General features: G+C 35.6%; 17 protein-coding genes and 1 riboswitch. Of the genes, 11 read left to right on the top strand and 6 right to left on the bottom strand.

The annotated features are described in order from the left end of the window. Positions 1 to 22: 22 nt before the first annotated feature. Positions 23 to 1,072, bottom strand: a complete 1,050-nt coding sequence (locus tag AC6F34_RS02270; RefSeq protein WP_500768548.1) for an AI-2E family transporter — start codon at positions 1,070 to 1,072, stop codon at positions 23 to 25. A 288-nt stretch (positions 1,073 to 1,360) separates the two neighbouring features. On the opposite strand from AC6F34_RS02270, the gene AC6F34_RS02265 reads away from it, so the two are divergent. From AC6F34_RS02265 to AC6F34_RS02230, 8 genes are all read left to right on the top strand, one after another. Further along, positions 1,361 to 2,470, top strand: coding sequence for a metallophosphoesterase (locus tag AC6F34_RS02265; RefSeq protein ID WP_500770089.1), 1,110 nt, complete (start codon positions 1,361 to 1,363; stop codon positions 2,468 to 2,470). Between the two features lie 178 nt (positions 2,471 to 2,648). Next, positions 2,649 to 3,755: an ABC transporter ATP-binding protein gene (locus AC6F34_RS02260; protein WP_500768546.1), complete on the top strand. Its 1,107-nt coding sequence runs from the start codon at positions 2,649 to 2,651 to the stop codon at positions 3,753 to 3,755. Then, positions 3,745 to 4,548, top strand: coding sequence for an ABC transporter permease (locus tag AC6F34_RS02255; protein WP_500768544.1), 804 nt, complete (start codon positions 3,745 to 3,747; stop codon positions 4,546 to 4,548). Before AC6F34_RS02260 ends, AC6F34_RS02255 begins: the two co-directional genes overlap by 11 nt. Further along, positions 4,548 to 5,351: an ABC transporter permease gene (locus tag AC6F34_RS02250; protein ID WP_500768542.1), complete on the top strand. Its 804-nt coding sequence runs from the start codon at positions 4,548 to 4,550 to the stop codon at positions 5,349 to 5,351. Before AC6F34_RS02255 ends, AC6F34_RS02250 begins: the two co-directional genes overlap by 1 nt. Beyond that, positions 5,348 to 6,421: an ABC transporter substrate-binding protein gene (locus tag AC6F34_RS02245; RefSeq protein ID WP_500768540.1), complete on the top strand. Its 1,074-nt coding sequence runs from the start codon at positions 5,348 to 5,350 to the stop codon at positions 6,419 to 6,421. Before AC6F34_RS02250 ends, AC6F34_RS02245 begins: the two co-directional genes overlap by 4 nt. Positions 6,422 to 6,525: 104 nt before the next feature. Then, positions 6,526 to 7,668 carry a M20 peptidase aminoacylase family protein gene (locus tag AC6F34_RS02240; protein WP_500768538.1) on the top strand — a complete coding sequence of 381 codons (1,143 nt, stop codon included), beginning with the start codon at positions 6,526 to 6,528 and terminating at the stop codon, positions 7,666 to 7,668. Between the two features lie 2 nt (positions 7,669 to 7,670). Beyond that, positions 7,671 to 8,780, top strand: coding sequence for an o-succinylbenzoate synthase (gene menC / locus AC6F34_RS02235; protein ID WP_500768536.1), 1,110 nt, complete (start codon positions 7,671 to 7,673; stop codon positions 8,778 to 8,780). A 49-nt stretch (positions 8,781 to 8,829) separates the two neighbouring features. After that, entirely contained in the window at positions 8,830 to 9,600 is a 771-nt protein-coding gene (locus AC6F34_RS02230; RefSeq protein ID WP_500770087.1) for a divergent polysaccharide deacetylase family protein, read from the top strand. A 209-nt stretch (positions 9,601 to 9,809) separates the two neighbouring features. Here AC6F34_RS02230 and AC6F34_RS02225 read toward each other — a convergent pair whose 3' ends face one another. After that, positions 9,810 to 11,042 carry an ATP-binding protein gene (locus AC6F34_RS02225; protein ID WP_500768534.1) on the bottom strand — a complete coding sequence of 411 codons (1,233 nt, stop codon included), beginning with the start codon at positions 11,040 to 11,042 and terminating at the stop codon, positions 9,810 to 9,812. 197 nt (positions 11,043 to 11,239) lie between these two features. Beyond that, positions 11,240 to 11,342: riboswitch (TPP riboswitch) on the top strand. A 65-nt stretch (positions 11,343 to 11,407) separates the two neighbouring features. Here AC6F34_RS02225 and thiT point away from each other — a divergent pair. Both thiT and AC6F34_RS02215 read left to right on the top strand, forming a co-directional pair. Beyond that, positions 11,408 to 11,980: an energy-coupled thiamine transporter ThiT gene (gene thiT / locus AC6F34_RS02220; RefSeq protein WP_500768532.1), complete on the top strand. Its 573-nt coding sequence runs from the start codon at positions 11,408 to 11,410 to the stop codon at positions 11,978 to 11,980. Positions 11,981 to 12,270: 290 nt separating this feature from the next. After that, on the top strand, positions 12,271 to 12,531 hold the full coding sequence (locus AC6F34_RS02215; protein ID WP_500768530.1) for a hypothetical protein: 261 nt from the start codon (positions 12,271 to 12,273) through the stop codon (positions 12,529 to 12,531). A gap of 33 nt (positions 12,532 to 12,564) precedes the next feature. Here the strand turns inward: AC6F34_RS02215 and qoxD are convergent, their stop codons facing one another. Genes qoxD through qoxA form a run of 4 tightly spaced genes read right to left on the bottom strand, consistent with a single transcriptional unit; the run spans position 12,565 to position 16,351 of the window. After that, positions 12,565 to 12,852, bottom strand: a complete 288-nt coding sequence (qoxD, locus tag AC6F34_RS02210) for a cytochrome aa3 quinol oxidase subunit IV (RefSeq protein WP_500768528.1) — start codon at positions 12,850 to 12,852, stop codon at positions 12,565 to 12,567. A 2-nt stretch (positions 12,853 to 12,854) separates the two neighbouring features. Next, complete coding sequence (gene qoxC / locus AC6F34_RS02205; RefSeq protein ID WP_500768526.1) at positions 12,855 to 13,451, bottom strand: cytochrome aa3 quinol oxidase subunit III; 597 nt, start codon at positions 13,449 to 13,451, stop codon at positions 12,855 to 12,857. Further along, complete coding sequence (gene qoxB, locus AC6F34_RS02200; RefSeq protein WP_500768524.1) at positions 13,451 to 15,397, bottom strand: cytochrome aa3 quinol oxidase subunit I; 1,947 nt, start codon at positions 15,395 to 15,397, stop codon at positions 13,451 to 13,453. Before qoxB ends, qoxC begins: the two co-directional genes overlap by 1 nt. A gap of 51 nt (positions 15,398 to 15,448) precedes the next feature. Next, positions 15,449 to 16,351 carry a cytochrome aa3 quinol oxidase subunit II gene (gene qoxA / locus AC6F34_RS02195; RefSeq protein ID WP_500768522.1) on the bottom strand — a complete coding sequence of 301 codons (903 nt, stop codon included), beginning with the start codon at positions 16,349 to 16,351 and terminating at the stop codon, positions 15,449 to 15,451. A gap of 426 nt (positions 16,352 to 16,777) precedes the next feature. Here qoxA and AC6F34_RS02190 point away from each other — a divergent pair, with 426 nt between their 5' ends. After that, on the top strand, positions 16,778 to 16,909 hold the full coding sequence (locus AC6F34_RS02190; RefSeq protein WP_500768519.1) for a hypothetical protein: 132 nt from the start codon (positions 16,778 to 16,780) through the stop codon (positions 16,907 to 16,909). Positions 16,910 to 17,177: the final 268 nt, after the last annotated feature.

Raw genomic sequence — 17,177 nt, 5'->3', positions numbered from 1 at the left:
ATGAGGGCTTAATTAATGGCAATTACATTTCAGTAGGAACTTCTTTTTCTATTTTTTTCTTTTTGTTGATTTCACTGACATCTCGAACGCCAAGTACATCTAATAAGAAGATAAAGACAGGAATCCCGACGATTAATCCCCAGACACCGAAGAAATGCTCTGAGAAGATTAAGATAACGAACGTATAGAATACAGGCAAATTCGTTTTAGCTGACATTAACTTTGGATTTAGAATGTATGCTTCAATCGCATGGATGATCATAATAATTCCGAGAATGTAAATGACCATCATAAACCCACCGATTGTATATGCGATTGCGCATAGTGGGAATAAGGAAATAATAACGCCTGCAACAGGAATTAATCCAAGGAAAAAAATTAAGATGGACAACCCGAGTAAATGAGGGAAGCCAAGTAACCATAATGCAAGTGTTGTTAAAATACAATTGACTGTAGCAATCATAAACTGTGCTTCTAATACTCTTCCAAACGTTTGAACAAACTTCTTTCCAAAATATTCGATCTCATTATAGAAGGCACTTACCTTACTTTGTTTGAACTTTAATGTAAATGCGATCAATTTATCTTTTTCGAGTAAGAAGAACAAGCTTAGAATAATTGAAATAATAAATTGAATTCCAATTTTACTAATATCAGAGAAATATTTAAGTATGATGCTTAAGCCTTGTTCTAGATAAGTAGTAATTTCATTTCGCTTTAGTAAGTCGGTGATGTAATTCAAGATATAATGATCATGGTCCTGCATAAAGAAAAGCTGCAGTTGAACAATTAGCTGAGAAAACTCGTTAACAATAACAGGTAAGTACTTAGTAATTCCATAAGATAGTAATCCGATGATAATTGTATATAATATGACGACCATAAGTTTTCGATTGATTGTAATTTTCTTTAAACTTAGACGCACAAGTCGATCCATAAGAAATGAGAAGATAAATGTAATCAAAATAATGTTTATCATACTTCTCATCAAATATAGAACAAAGACTAAAATGGCAAAAATAATCAGTCTTTTAATACCATTTTGCTTAAAAAAATTAATAATCGCTTCCATTTACTGTAATCCCCCAGTCTATTGCTTCATTCATAAGGTTTTATTCCATCATGTGCGACTGAATTGGGAATTACGATGAATTGCTCCATAAAAAGCGTGAACGCACGTCTGTAAATAATCTTCCTTAACGATGTAATTCTATTTTATATGATTTATACAACAATAAGATATTAATTTTTTTGTAAATAGAAAAAATTTACGTAACTTTATCATTACCTTGTTCATATTCGACTTCAATCTGTAACAAACTAATGAAATGAAAGTTTAAAGGGGCGTTTTTTTGTGAGGATGCAAAAAGGTTTATTTGTCACTTTCATTACACTGGTTATTTTTAGCATGTCAACAATTACGATTCATGCAAGTTCAACCATTCATTTGAAAGTGATGCAAACAACGGATATGCATGGATATTTAATGGACTATGATTACAAGCTTTTAAAGAAGGACTTTAGACAAGGACTGATAAGAACAGCCTCCTTAATAAAAAGGGAACAGAAAAACAATAATACATTGTTATTTGATACAGGAGACTTCCTAGAAGGAAATGAATTTAATCGTTATTACTATGAAAATCGGCTATTATACATCGGCGAAGTTCATCCAGTTATAAAAGTGATGAATTCGCTACAATATGATGCCGTGACTGTAGGCAATCATGAATTCAACTTTGGAGTGAATTATTTAATGGACCATCTTAAGGATGCGTCTTTTCCAGTTGTGAATGCGAATGTGTTCTATCAAACACCAAATCAAATGGGTGAATTTAACTTGTTTAAACCATATAAGATCATTCCAATGGAAGTGATCGACTCAGGCGGAAAGAAACATATGATTCATATAGGTGTTATTGGATTCATAACACCGATCGTTGCAAAGTGGAACAATGAATTCTTTAAAGGGAAACTATCTGTAAAAAATATAGTTGATGCTGCTAATTATTTTATACCTTTAATGAAGAAAGACGGTGCAGACGTTATTATAGCACTAAATCATGCAGGCCTAGAAGCTGATCAACAAGTTCAAAACAGACATTTGAACTCAACGATCGCATTATCACACGTAAAAGGGATTGACGTTCTATTATACGGTCATAGTCATTCTATCTTTCCTAATGGTGAAGTGTCGGATACATTAGACGGTGTACTTGGAACGATTAATAATATACCAGCAGTTCAGGCTGGGCATTGGGGAAATCATTTAGGCGTTATCGACCTGAAATTAGTACGACAAGATAGCAAGTGGATTATCCTTGAGTCAAGATCTAAAGCATACCCAATATACAAGAGAAAAGAAAACGTTGATATTTCGGTCGTAGACATCGATTCAAAAACTGAATATAAAATAAAACACGACCACATGAAAGTAATCGAATCATTAAAAAAGAAAAGAAAGAAATGATTGTTTTCGTAGACTGCGATAAAGATTTAGTAATACTCAGTAAAAGTGCATGGAAAAAATAAGTCAAAATTGAAAGAATGTATTGTAAAACAGGGCTTATTCCACTAGAATAATTTATTAGCATCTTGCAATTTTATTCATAATTCGACATAAAAATATCGTTTATAAAGGAGACAAAATGGCAGAGAATTCTATTATTCGTTTTGAAAATGTTACGAAGCAATACGACCAGGACGCCCCTGTCTTGAAAGAAGTATCATTTGAAATTGAGAGAGGTAAATTTTATACATTACTCGGACCTTCTGGCTGTGGAAAAACAACTGTTTTACGTTTAATTGCAGGTTTTATTGAACCATCAGAAGGATCGATTTACTTTCATAATAAAGTGATCAATCATGTGCCTGCAAATAAAAGACAAGTAAATACAGTTTTTCAAGATTATGCACTATTCCCACATTTAAACGTATTTGAAAATGTGGCTTTTGGTTTGAAGATTAAAAAAATGAAAAACGATGAAGTAAATCGAAAAGTTGAAGAGGCATTGAAGTTTGTCAATCTTGAAGGTTATGGCAGTCGAGAAATTAGTGAAATGTCAGGTGGACAAAGACAACGAGTTGCAATTGCGAGAGCGATAGTTAATGAACCAGAAATAATTTTATTAGATGAACCACTCTCAGCGTTAGATTTGAAACTACGTACAGAAATGCAGTATGAATTACGAGAGCTGCAACGAAGATTGGGAATTACGTTCATTTTTGTTACACATGATCAAGAAGAGGCATTGGCGATGTCTGACGAAATTTTCGTTTTAAATAACGGTAAGATTGAACAGAGCGGAACACCAACGGATATTTATGATGAACCAATCAATCGATTTGTTGCGGATTTTATTGGTGAATCAAACATTGTCCCAGGGGTGATGGTAGATGATTACGTTGTCCAATTTACTGGAAGAACTTTCGAATGTGTTGATAAAGGCCTCCATAATAATGAGGATGTTGATATCGTCATCAGACCTGAGGACTTAGAAATTACAGCACCTGAAAAAGGAAAACTTCAAGTAAAAGTAGACAGCCAATTGTTTAGAGGTGTTCATTATGAAATTAGCTGTTATGACCAAGATGGAAATGAATGGCTAGTTCATTCAACGAAAAAAGCAATCGTCGGGGAAGAAATCGGCTTATTCTTTGATCCAGAAGCGATCCATGTTATGAGATTTAATGAAACAGAAGAGGAATTTGATAAACGATTAGAAGCGTATGAAGAGGATCAGAATGAGAACTAATTCACGTAACTTTTATTTAATTCCATATGTGATCTGGATCGCATTTTTCGTTGTTACACCGATCTTGCTTGTATTGTATTTTTCATTCTTTGACTTAGATGGTCAGTTTACGTTCGATAATTATAAAAAGTTCTTTACACCTGTCTATTTAACAATGACATTAAGTTCTTTCTGGTATGCATTTTTAATTACGCTATTTACTCTTTTAATCGCGTACCCAACTGCTTACTTGCTAACGAAAACGAAGCATAAGCAGCTTTGGTTACTGCTTATTATCTTGCCTTCATGGATCAATCTTTTACTAAAGGCATACGCATTCTTAGGTATCTTTGGAACATATGGTGCAGCAAACGGCTTCTTAGAAGCAATCGGAGTAGGCAGCAAGCAAATATTATTTACCGATTTCAGCTTTATTTTCGTTTCGGTCTATATCTTTTTACCATTTATGATTCTACCTATTTTTAACTCTTTAAACGAGATGAATCCGTCCCTTGTTTATGCAGCAAATGACTTAGGAGCTTCTAGTTGGACAACTTTTAAAAGAGTGATATTCCCACTGACAATTGATGGAGTAAAGGCAGGATGTCAAGTTGTCTTCATACCTGCATTATCCTTGTTCATGCTTACACGTTTAATTGCAGGAAACCGTGTTATAACATTAGGTACAGCAATCGAACAACACTTCCTTGTAACACAGGATTGGGGAATGGGGGCAACCATTGCTGTATTCTTAATTTTAGCGATGGTGCTGATCATGGTTCTAACAGGTAGAAGAAGGAGGGGGATAATGTAATGAAAAGAAAAAAGAAGCTTTCGTCCATCTATTTAGCGATTGTATTCCTTGTTCTTTATGCCCCGATCTTTTATTTAATTTTTTATTCCTTCAATAGTGGGGGAACGATGTATAAATTTGAAGGATTTACACTTGAATGGTATCAAGCGCTCTTTGAGGATACGCGTTTATTGATTATTGTTTTAAACACAATTGTCGTTGCGCTAATCTCCGCGACCGTGTCAACAATTATCGGAATTGCAGGTGCATTAGCAATTGCTTATGTTCGTAAACGTAGAGCAAAAAATACATTGCTATCTTTAAACAATGTATTAATTGTATCACCCGATGTAATTATCGGTGCATCATTTCTTATTCTTTTTACGATGATTGGTTTACAATTAGGATTTATTTCAGTTGTGTTAGCACATATTGCTTTCAGTGTTCCAATCGTTGTTTTAATGGTCTTGCCTAAGATTGAGGAAATGAGTCCAACAATGATTTATGCGGCACTTGATTTAGGGGCAAGTAAATTTGATGTATTAACAAAGGTCATTCTGCCATATATTACACCAGGTATTTTTGCTGGCTTCTTCATGGCTTTAACCTATTCTCTCGATGATTTTGCCGTGACATTTTTTGTAACTGGAAATGGATTTACAACTTTATCAGTTGAAATTTATTCATTAGCACGACGAGGTGTATCTTTAGATATTAATGCTTTATCTGCATTATTGTTTATCTTCACAATGATCCTTGTGATTGGTTATTATTTTATAACGAAGAAAACGAATAAACCGAATGGATTGGGGGTTCGTCAATGAAACAATTAATACGAGCGTTTATTATTGTTACGATTGTTTCTATTGCCTTATTAGTCCTCATCAATCGCATGAATTCAGCTCAAGGATTTACGAGTGGAAATACCTTAACTGTTTTTAACTGGGGAGATTATATCGATACAGATTTAATCAAAGAGTTTGAAGAAGAAACAGGTATAAAGGTTATATATGAAACGTTTGATTCAAATGAAGCAATGTTAACAAAAATTCAACAAGGTGGTACAAGCTATGACATTGCAGTACCATCTGAATACACAATCGAAAAAATGAAGGAAGACGGATTATTAATCCCTGTTGACCATGAAAAGCTTCCTAATTTGCAAAATATTGACCCTAGATTTATGGATCTTGCATTTGATCCTGGCAATGAATATTCGATTCCTTATTTTTGGGGAACAGTAGGGATCCTATATAATACTGACATTATAAAAGATCGTGAAATTACTCATTGGAATGATTTATGGGAAGAAGAGTTTAAAAATGAGATTCTTCTTATAGATGGAGCTCGTGAAGTAATTGGTATGGGGTTAAATAGTTTGCATTATTCTTTGAATGATGTGAATATAGACCACCTTCAACAAGCGAAAGAAAAGCTAGATGCACTAGCACCAAATATTAAAGCAACTGTCGGTGACGAAATCCGCTTGCTTATGCAAAATGATGAAGCTGGGATTGGCATTGTATGGTCAGGTGTTGCACAGGAGCTTATGTGGGAAAAAGAAAATTTAGAATACGTTGTTCCTGAAGAAGGTTCAAATTTATGGTTCGATAATATGGTCATACCTAAAACAGCTCGAAATGTTGAAGGTGCCCATTTATTTATGAACTTCTTATTAGATGCAGAAATTGGTGCTAGAAATGCTGATTATGTCGGTTATTCCACACCAAATAAGGCAGCGTTAGAATATTTAGATGACGAAGTAGTAGAAGATGAACGTTTTTATCCTGATGAGGAATTAACAGCGAGACTTGAAGTGTATGAGAACCTCGGAAAACATATGCTTGCATATTACAATGAACTTTTCTTAGAGTTCAAAATGCATAAAAAATAAGAAAAACCGGCTTATTTGCCGGTTTTTCTATTATACTTAAAATAACGGACATTTTTTTCATGAATAAATAGTATATAGTATTAACTCTAAGGGGAAATGGATGTATGACAATCAAACTTGATACAAAGACAATACCGCTGTTGGATGAAATATTTGAATATTTGCACAAAAATCCAGAAGTTAGTTGGGACGAGTATCAGACAACCGCTTATCTTACTACTTTATTGGAAAATAACGGTGTGAAGGTAACGACATTTGGAGATCATCCAGGACTTATTGCAGAGATTGGTATTGGCTCTCATGTTATTGCATTAAGAGCAGACATGGATGCTTTATGGCAAGAAGTCGATGGGGTTTTTAAAGCGAATCATTCATGTGGACATGATGCACATATGACCTGTGTTGTGGGTACGATACTTTTATTAAATCAATATGATTTTACTAAAAAAGATGTATGCCTTCGTTTTATCTTTCAGCCAGCTGAGGAGAAAGGGACGGGTGCTTTGAAGCTCATTGAAGAAGGTGTTTTAGAAGACGTAGAGTATTTATATGGAATTCATCTTCGACCAAAGCAAGAGCTTGCTGATGGCTATGCAGTTCCTGCAATTCATCATGGTGCAGCTAGGTTTATCGAAATCGAGATTAATGGGGAAGAGGCACATGCAGCTCGTCCTCACTTGGGGAAAAATGCAATTGAGGTAGGAGCTTCGATTGTCTCAAATTTAAAAGGAATCTATTTGGATCCTATGCTTCCTTACTCAGTAAAAGTGACTAAGTTTATTGCAGGAGGTGATTCTGCCAATATTATACCAGCTTCTGCAAAGCTAAGTGTTGATATGAGGGTGCAAACAAACGAAGGAATGGAAGTTCTTTATGATCATGTTGAAAGAATTTTACATCATTTAGCTGGGTTGAATCAGGTTGAAATTCGCTGGGGAATACTAGCGAACTTAGCAGCTGCGGAGAAAAACGCTGAAGCGACGATGATCATGGAGCAATCTATAGTTGAAGTAATTGGAGAGAGTATGACGAAAAAGCCTGTTGTCACAACTGGTGGTGATGATTTTCATTTTTATACGTTAGCGAAACCGGATTTAAAAGCAACGATGCTTGGGCTAGGCTGCGGGTTATCTCCTGGTTTACATCATCCTAAAATGACATTTAATCGTAAAGCAATGTATACTGGTGTAAATATACTAGCTACGGCTGTATTGAAAACGGTGGCATATATAGAAAGTAGTGAGTAAGAATGAGAATAAAAAAAGTAATCATGAGGCACCTAAGAATGAAGATGAAAACACCATTTGTTACGAGCTTTGGAGTGGTACAAGAGAAGAACTTTATCTTGCTCGAAGCAATTGAAGAGAATGGAGAAAGTGGCTGGGGAGAATCAGTAGCCTTTGATACGCCATGGTACACTGAAGAAACGTTCATAACAAATTGGCATATATTGGAAGATTTTCTTCTTCCACTAATACTAAAGAATGAAATTAAGCACCCTGACGATCTTCAAAGCACTTTCTCATCAATTCGGAAAAATCATATGGCTAAGGCAGCTATAGAAGGTGCAGTTTGGGATTTATATGCTAAAGTGGAGGGTCTCTCTTTATCAGAGGCATTAGGGGGGACAAAAAGCAAAATAGAGGCGGGGATTAGCATAGGCATCCAACCCTCTAATGATGCTTTGATAGAAATCATTCACCGTTATGTAGAAGAGGGCATTAAGAGGGTCAAAGTGAAAGTAAAGCCTGGCGCAGATGTACATGTCGTAGAAGCCATTCGTACACATTTCCCTGAGCTGCCGCTTATGGTTGATGCGAATTCCTCTTATCACTTAAATGATGTTGAACGATTAAAAGAACTGGATAAATATAATCTTTTAATGATTGAACAGCCATTAGCCTATGATGATTTTATTGATCATGCGGTTTTACAAAAGCAATTAAGGACTCCGATCTGTCTTGATGAAGGCATAAACTCACTGCATGATGCAAAACTAGCGATTGCGATGGGAAGCTGTAAAATTATTACAATAAAAATCGGCAAAGTTGGTGGTTTAACCACAGCGAAAGCGATTCACGACTATTGTAAAGAACAGGGCGTTCCTGTGTGGTGTGGAGGCATGCTAGAGTCCGGAATAGGGAGAGCACATAATATTGCATTGGCTTCATTAGATTCCTTTAGTTATCCAGGGGATATTGCTGGGTCATCAAGATATTGGCATGAAGATGTCATTTACCCAGAAGTTATAACAGACAACGGGTTTATTGAGGTGCCGAAGCAATTTGGAATTGGCTTTGAACCTGTCAGTGATCGTATCGATGCTTTTACAATTAGCAAAAAAATTGTTTGTGAGTAGTGTTGCGCTTTTTTTGGCATAGTAACACTAGAGGTGATAAATAGTGAAGATGCGAATCTTGTACGTAATTATAGTCGTATTCGTTTCTATGTTCATTGTAAATCCTGTTTCGGCTCAGGTTATCAAGCAGCAATTAGCAATTGTGATTGATGACCTTGGCAACGATATGAAAGGTACTAAAGAAATTCTATCACTCGAAGCTCCTTTAACAATTGCTGTTATGCCTTTTTTACCATCGACTGTAACAGATGCGAAAACAGCACATGAGTTAGGTCATGAAGTTATTATACATATGCCAATGGAGCCGAAAAAGGGCAAAAGAAGCTGGTTAGGCCCAGGGGCGATCACTGCTGATATGAGTGATAAGGAGGTTCGTGAAAGGGTTCTTGAAGCAATCAAGCAAAATCCTTATGCTGTAGGAATGAATCATCACATGGGTTCTAAAATTACTGAAAATGAACGGATTATGCGCGTTGTATTAGCCGTCTGTAAGGAAAATGGATTGTACTATTTAGATAGTAAGACGACAGGAAAAAGTGTGATTCCAGCTATCGCAGAAGAAGTAGGCGTGCCGATTTTAGAGAATCAATTATTTTTTGATGACGTCTATACGAAACGACATATTTTAAAGCAAGCAAATTTATTGTTGGCCAAAATTGAAAGAAGTCCAGATGTAATTGCAATAGGCCATGTAGGAGTTACTGGTACACAAATGGCAGAGGTATTAACAGAATACTTACCAAGATATTTACAGAAAACAGAAATAGTTCCGTTGTCTAAAATGATTGAGGAAGACAAATTGATCGATGGTACCTATTAAATTCTCTAAGTTTACACGATAGGGAAAATACCTTCATACCTTCCATAAATAATTAAAATCCTGGCGCATGAGTGCAACAGGATTTTAATTATTTCTCGGGAAAGCGCAAATTTAGACATTTGTCAAACGATATATCACTTTTTATTAATTAATTTCACCAATCCTGTCGTTTATTCTTTTAAAGGTAGATGGCTGTTGTCGAAACACCGTTAGATTGGGAAAATAACTTGAAATGTTGTGCCTTTATTGACCTCACTTTTAATAGAGTAAGTACCATTCATTCTTTTAATGATTTGAAATGAAACGAGTAGTCCTAAGCCCGTTCCTGTTGTTTTTGTTGAGTAATAAGGATGGCCGAGCTTTTTCATTTTGCTTTTAGATATGCCACATCCTTCGTCCTTCACACTAACTAGGATTTTATTTTCATATTGTACGGCATGAATAAAAACTGTTCCGCCTTTATCCATTGATTCAATCCCGTTTTTAATAATATTTATATAAAGCTGCTTTAATTCGTTCACATTCCCCTTTATATATAAATGATCTTCTATCGTCATCTTGAAGGTAACATTTGAAAGATTAGCGTACGGTCGCATAAAATCAATGACATCATGAAGTGTCGTTGTCAAGGGCAAGGAATGAACAGCTTTTTCATTAGGTTTTGCAAGTGTTAGAAAATCGCTAATGATCATATTCGTTCTGTTTAGTTCTTCTAAAGATAATTGAACAAAGCTTTGCTGCTGTGATGTTAAATTTCGTTCATTCTTAAGTATTTGTAAGAACCCTTTAACCGTTGTCATTGGATTGCGGATTTCATGTGCGACTGATGCTGCTAACTGACTAATTGCATTCATTCTTTCTGCGTTTTGCAAGCGCATATCCATTTCGATATGAGCAATGTTTAACTCGATTAAATAAATGATAGTTAATAATGTTAATACAGAGACAATTGAAAAAATCGTTATCATTAGTACATCTTCTGTTATTGAATCGTAATGGGTTCCGATGATCCTTGTGAAAATAATTGGTATGTACATAATGGTCGCAAAAATAATTTTATTTAAAAATGAAAATTGATTATATACTCGAGACAAAATCGTAAAGATTAAGATAATCATAGAATAATTGATGAATATTAAGAAAAGTTGCGTCGGCTCTAAGAAGTAAGCAAAAATAAATAAACAAGCTGTACTTGCAATACCAGCGTAAGGGTGAATATAAAAGAATGTAATGAAGACGGGAATGTATTTTAAATCGAAGATGCTAGAATCATCAACTTTTATCGAAAAGATCATCGTCAATAAGAGCGCAAGGATGTTAGCAAGCCAAAAAAAGAAATGGCCTTTTGTTTTTTCATAATGACGATAAATAATCATATTAGTGAGTGGAATAAACATCATAATAAAAAAGTGCAAGGCAAGGCTAGTAATAAAGCTATCCATACGTATCTCCTTTAAGGATCAGTGATATGTATTTAATTATACAAATAGTTGGAAATTCCTTTCGACTTATGAATTATTTTAGTTCTTCTTTTATTTCTAACTGCGTAAAAGCATTCTAAAAAGATAGATTTATCTTAGCTACTTTTCAAAGAGTGAGTTCTGTATTATACTGATTAAGATTAATTAATTTTATAGTTTTTTACCACAAGGGGAGCACGAATAGCTGAGACTGAACATTTTTGTTCTGACCCTTTGAACCTGTTAGATAATGCTAACGCAGGGATGTGGAATAATAGGATTGTTTTGTCTTGTCTTGTCATTCTCCCTTGAGGTAATACTATTACATATTAAGGGGGATTTTTTTTATGAATAAAGGTAAATTACTTATAATGATTGAAATATCATTCTTAGCAGCTTTTGCACTGATTCTTGATTTATTGCCGCTTGCAATTAAGCCAACTCCTAATATTTCAATCTCATTTGCAATGGTACCAATCTTTATCCTTGCATTTAGATGGGGCTTTAAAGCAAGTGTGATCGCAGGGTTTCTATGGGGGCTTCTGCAAGTAGTAACCGGTAATGCGTGGATTTTAACTCCAACTCAAGCGTTTATTGAATATTTTATTGCATTTGCATTCATTGGTTTTGCAGGACTTTTCTTTAAACAAATTCAAACATCGTTAAAAGCCGATAAAAAAGGTCAATTTATAGCGTGGATATCGTTAGCTGTTTTAGTTGGAAGCATTGCACGATATTTTTGGCACTTCCTAGCTGGAGTCATCTTCTTTAGTGAATATGCACCAGCAAATATGTCGGCTGTATTATTTTCATTCTTAGCAAATGGCGCGGCAATGCTAGGTTCAGCAATCTTCTGTATCATCGTCTTGATTTTAATTTTATCTACTACAAAACAAATTGCAATAAACAAAAGCTTATAAAAAAACAGGCACGATCTTCAAACATGAGGGTCGTGCCTATTTTTATGGATCGTTTTTCTTAGTAATAGAATACTTATTGTTAGCCTCATTTTAATGCTTAATAATGGGAAGTTAAGAAGAGGTTAAAAGAAATATCGAAAATTGCTTACCTAATTTGTGAAATATCCTTCACAAATTGGGCGATATATAGAATAAAAGGTGTTTGCAATAGATAAAATTGAACAAACTATAAAAATTATTTGACAATTTTGTGAACGAACGAATATAGTATAGATAGGAGGTTGGTTACGATGAACAATAACAACAAAATGTTACAGGCAACGAAAGTATGTGGTGGGTCCATCTTAACGATTGGGATCGTTATCTTTTTAATCGGGATGTTTGCAAGCGGTTCCAGTGTTTGGACTGGGGTTGGAATAGGAGCGATTGTAGGAGCGATTTTTATCTTCTTAATGGGCGTGTTTTTCGTAGCAACCGAAGAGGTTTTAATGAAGACAAAACGAAAACGTTTAGATGTTCATATAAATACAAAACCAGGTGGAACTGTATAGTCCACCTGGTTTTGTTGTTAATGCAAAGATCTATTAAATATTGTAACCCCAAACCATTGTAAGCAGAGTACCAAGCACTGTTACTACTGCAACAATTAATCCATAAAATACGTTTGTATAGATGGAGGCTTTATCTTCACTTTCACCAGCATGCATGAATAAGACAAGTTGTAAACCTGCTTGAATCAATGCAGTGACGAGAAGAATAGCCATACCCATTCCGTAAGACATATCGAAGAATACAACACTTAATGCTACAAATGTTAGCACTAATGATAAGACAAAGCCCATTACTTGATTGAGAGGAAATAATTCTTTCATAATTACATCATTCCTTTCAAGTAGACGAAGCTAAAGATGAAGATCCAAACAACGTCTAAGAAGTGCCAGTAAAGCGAGAAGATAAACGATTTATTCGCTGTTCTTGCTGTTAAACCACGCTTTTTAATTTGTAGCATGATTCCTAATCCCCAGAACAATCCAAAGGCAACATGGGCTCCGTGTGTTCCTAAAGTAGTTAAGAGGATAGCTGTGAATCCACTCGTTTGTAAGCCAGCGCCTACATGTACATAGTGAACAAATTCATAAATCTCAACAGATAAGAAGGCGAGACCTAGAATTAATGTTAATCCAAAGAACGTTAGCATCGCTTTTTGACGACCAAGTCTCATCGCATGAATTGCGAGTCCGATTGTGAAGCTACTTGTTAAGAGTAGAAGCGTCTCAACCATGATTGGTGTTAGTTCAAAAATATCCGCCCCGATCGGGCCGCTACCAGTTCGATCCGCTAAAACAAAGTAGGATGCGAACAAAGTAGCAAACAACATAATCTCTGCTCCAAGGAAAATCCAGAAACCTAAAATCTTCATGCGATTTTCTTCAGTACTATATTCAAGAGGGAGTGAGTGATCAATTTTCATTATTTATTACCTCCCAGCTCTTTTTCAGTTTCTTCAACTTCTTCTTTCGAAATATAACGACCATCATCTTTTTCAAACGACTGATAAGCCATTAGTGCAAAGATAGCAAGTGTTGAAATGATGACAGGAATCCAGAGTGCAAAGACAAAGGAGAAGCCCCATACGAAGAAGACTGCTGCTTTAATAACTGGAATTCCACTGTTGTTCGGCATATGAATCTTTTCGATTTTACCCTCAAACAATTTATGACCACGTTTTTTCATATCCCAGAAAGCTTCACTAGATTTAACTGTTGGTGTAATCGCAAAGTTATACTCTGGAACTGGAGTATGTGTTGCCCATTCAAGAGAACGTGCATCCCAAGGATCTGGGCCAATATCTCTAGGTGCATAGCGGTAGCTATAATAAATATTGTATACAATGATCATGAAACCGATAGCTAAACCAGCTGCTCCAATGAACGAAAGAACATTCCACATTGTAAATCCAGCTGCTTCAGAATAAGTGTACATTCTGCGTGCTTGCCCGTCTAAACCAGAGAAGAACATTGGAATAAACGCAAGTAGTGTATTTGCGGCAATGATCCAAGCTGCAATTTTACCAAGTCTTTCATTTAGCATGAAACCAAACATTTTTGGCCAGTAATATGTTAACCCTGCTAGCATTGCGAATACAACACCAGGGATGATTACTAAGTGGAAGTGGGCAACTAAGAACATCGTATTATGATATTGATAGTCAGCTGCACTCATTCCAAGCATTACTCCTGTAACTCCACCAATTGTGAACAATGGAATAAACAGTAGGGAATAAAGCATTGGTGTTGTTACTACAATTTTTCCTTTCCATAAGGTTAATAACCAGTTGAAGATCTTAACCCCGGTAGGAACGGCAATGGCCATCGTTGTAATAGAGAAGATACTATTTACAAAAGCACCTTGACCCATTGTGAAGAAGTGGTGTACCCAAACAAAGAATGAAAGTAAGGATATTACAACCATGGACCAAACCATTGATTTATAGCCATATAAATTTCTTCTTGCAAAAGTAGAGATAATTTCACTATAAATACCGAAAGCAGGTAGGATTAAAATATATACTTCAGGGTGTCCCCAAACCCAGAATAGGTTGGCCCATAACATATCCATACCACCGTTATCGGTTGTAAAGAAGTTTGAAGCGAACAAACGATCAAGTGTACCCATTGCCAATGCTACTGTTAATACAGGGAATGCGAATACAATAATGATGTTTGTAATTAAAGCAGACCAAGTGAACATCGGCATTTTCATTAATGTCATTCCAGGCGCACGCATTTTCAGGATTGTTACGATGAAGTTAACACCAGTCATTAGCGTACCAAATCCGGAAATTTGCAGTGCTAACATGTAATAATTCGTACCTACCGACTCACTAAAGTCTGTTCCAGCGAGAGGGAAATACGATGTCCAGCCAGCATCTGGTGAACCACCGATTACAAATGAGATGTTAAAGAGCATTGCTCCACTAAAGAATAGCCAGAAACTTAGTGCGTTTAACCGTGGGAATGCAACATCTCTTGCTCCGATTTGTAATGGAACAACATAGTTCATAAAACCGATAATGAATGGCATAGCCATGAACATAATCATGACAACACCATGCGTTGTAAAAATTTCATTGTAGTGCTGTGCATCTAAAAGTTTATTTTCAGGCTGTGACAATTGAGCGCGCAACATAATTGCGTCTACTCCGCCACGGAAGAGCATTAGAATCGCTGCTAGGATATACATAATACCTAGACGCTTATGGTCAACAGTTGTAAGCCATTCTCTCCATAGGTAACCCCATTTTTTAAAGTAAGTTAAACCTGCAATGATCGCAATTGTCACTAGACCAATTGCAACCATTGATGCATAAATTGCAGGACTTGGATGAGGTATGGCAAATCTTTCGAAGAATTCCATACGATAATCTCCTTTCAACATTGGAAGATTGTTAATTTAATTGGTTAATAATTAATGGTGATCAGAATCATCATCAAAGTTAAATTCATCATCGTCTTCATTTGAAGAGCCATGATCATGTCCACCGTTTTCTGCATAAGGTGGTGGCAAGAAATCAAGTCTTGTACCAGTAAACGTCATTCTACCTAAATGACCTGGTTCTAATAGTTTCATAAATTCATCTTCATTAATTGGGTCAGCGGTTGCTTTTACTTCTTCAACCCAGTCATCAAATTCACCTTGAGGCATTGCCTTAACATCAAATGTGTTTTTTGCAAATCCAGCTCCATTAAAGTTTGCGTTTCTTCCCATGTATTCCCCAGGAACATCAGCAGCTAAATGCAATGTATTGACCATATCTGCCATCGCATATTTCTGTCCACCTAATTGTGGAACCCAGAAGCTTGAGATTGTGCCATAAGAATAAAGTCTAAACTCTAACGGACGATCTGTAGGAATATATAAGTAGTTTAATGTTTCTATACCTTCTTCAGGATAGCTGAAATGCCACTTCCAGTTTGAAGAAGCTGCATAGATGACTAAAGGCTCTTTATCCTCATAACCTTCAGGAGTAGCTTCAACTTTATAGTTACTTTGTACAGAGATGACTGATAGAAACGCTACAATTAAAATTGGAATCCCGATACAAATTGCTTCTACAATTGGGTTCCCTTCAATATGTGGCGGCTCATAGTCTTCGTCTTGTTTAGAAGCTCTATACTTAATTAGCATATATGCTAACATGACAAAAACAACGATTACGATGAAGAGCATAATTCCAGCTGATAGCATAATGTCTTTTGCTTGTACTGCTGCTTGTGGACCTTTAGGGTCGAGTACAATTAATTTTTCACATCCTGCTAGAAATGTCGTAACAGAGATGATCAATGTAAGTACAGCCCATTTTAATTTCATTAGTGAACCTCCATTTCAAACAAGAGAGTTATAAATTTTTGGTGTGACAAATATCACACATTGCAACTGTTACTATGTTATTATCTTCACATACTAATTACAATGAATTGTGATACCTGTCACAAAATGTTCAAGAAAACAGCCATTTTTTCGTCACAGAATGTTCATGAAGAGTGCTAGTAATCGTTGGAAATTAAGTCGATTTACTGGACATTTAAAAAGTCAACACAGTGGAGAAATGTTGCAAAACTAAGATGATTCTAAAGAGAGAAAATGATGCGAAAGTCACAGGTATTTCATGGAAATTATCGTTTGATTGCTGTTACAGAAGGGAAACCATAAAATATATATTTACAACCCCCACAAATATTAAACTTTATTCGAACTTTGTAATTGAGAAATAAACAAGCAGGAGGTGCTCTGATTATGGAATTACAAATGACTGATATTGATGAGATTCTACAAGAAACATCAGACCTTGAAGATGAATTCGATCATGAGACAGTAATCAGACACATTGAAATTGATACATTGCTTAAGGTGACCGAAGACTGGTAATAAATAATTTCAAACCATATACGTAAAAAAACCATGTATCTACTTCATGGTTTGAGACTGTAGACAAAGTCGACTTCTGACTTTGTCTACATTTTTTTAGAGGACTTATTAATATAGGTGAAACCCACAGACTGTTTTGAAAACGCTTGTCAGACTAGGCTTTCGGCCATAGTGAAGACGGGAATAGAACACACGGTTTATGAGAGAACTAACGAGACAAATCACGACGTATGCGAAAACTCGTTCAATCGTTTCTTTTCGCTTCTTA

The organism is Niallia sp. CD-39, from assembly GCF_059874745.1.
Note: the sequence above shows the minus strand (reverse complement) of the source record. Positions and strands in the feature narration are given on the sequence as shown.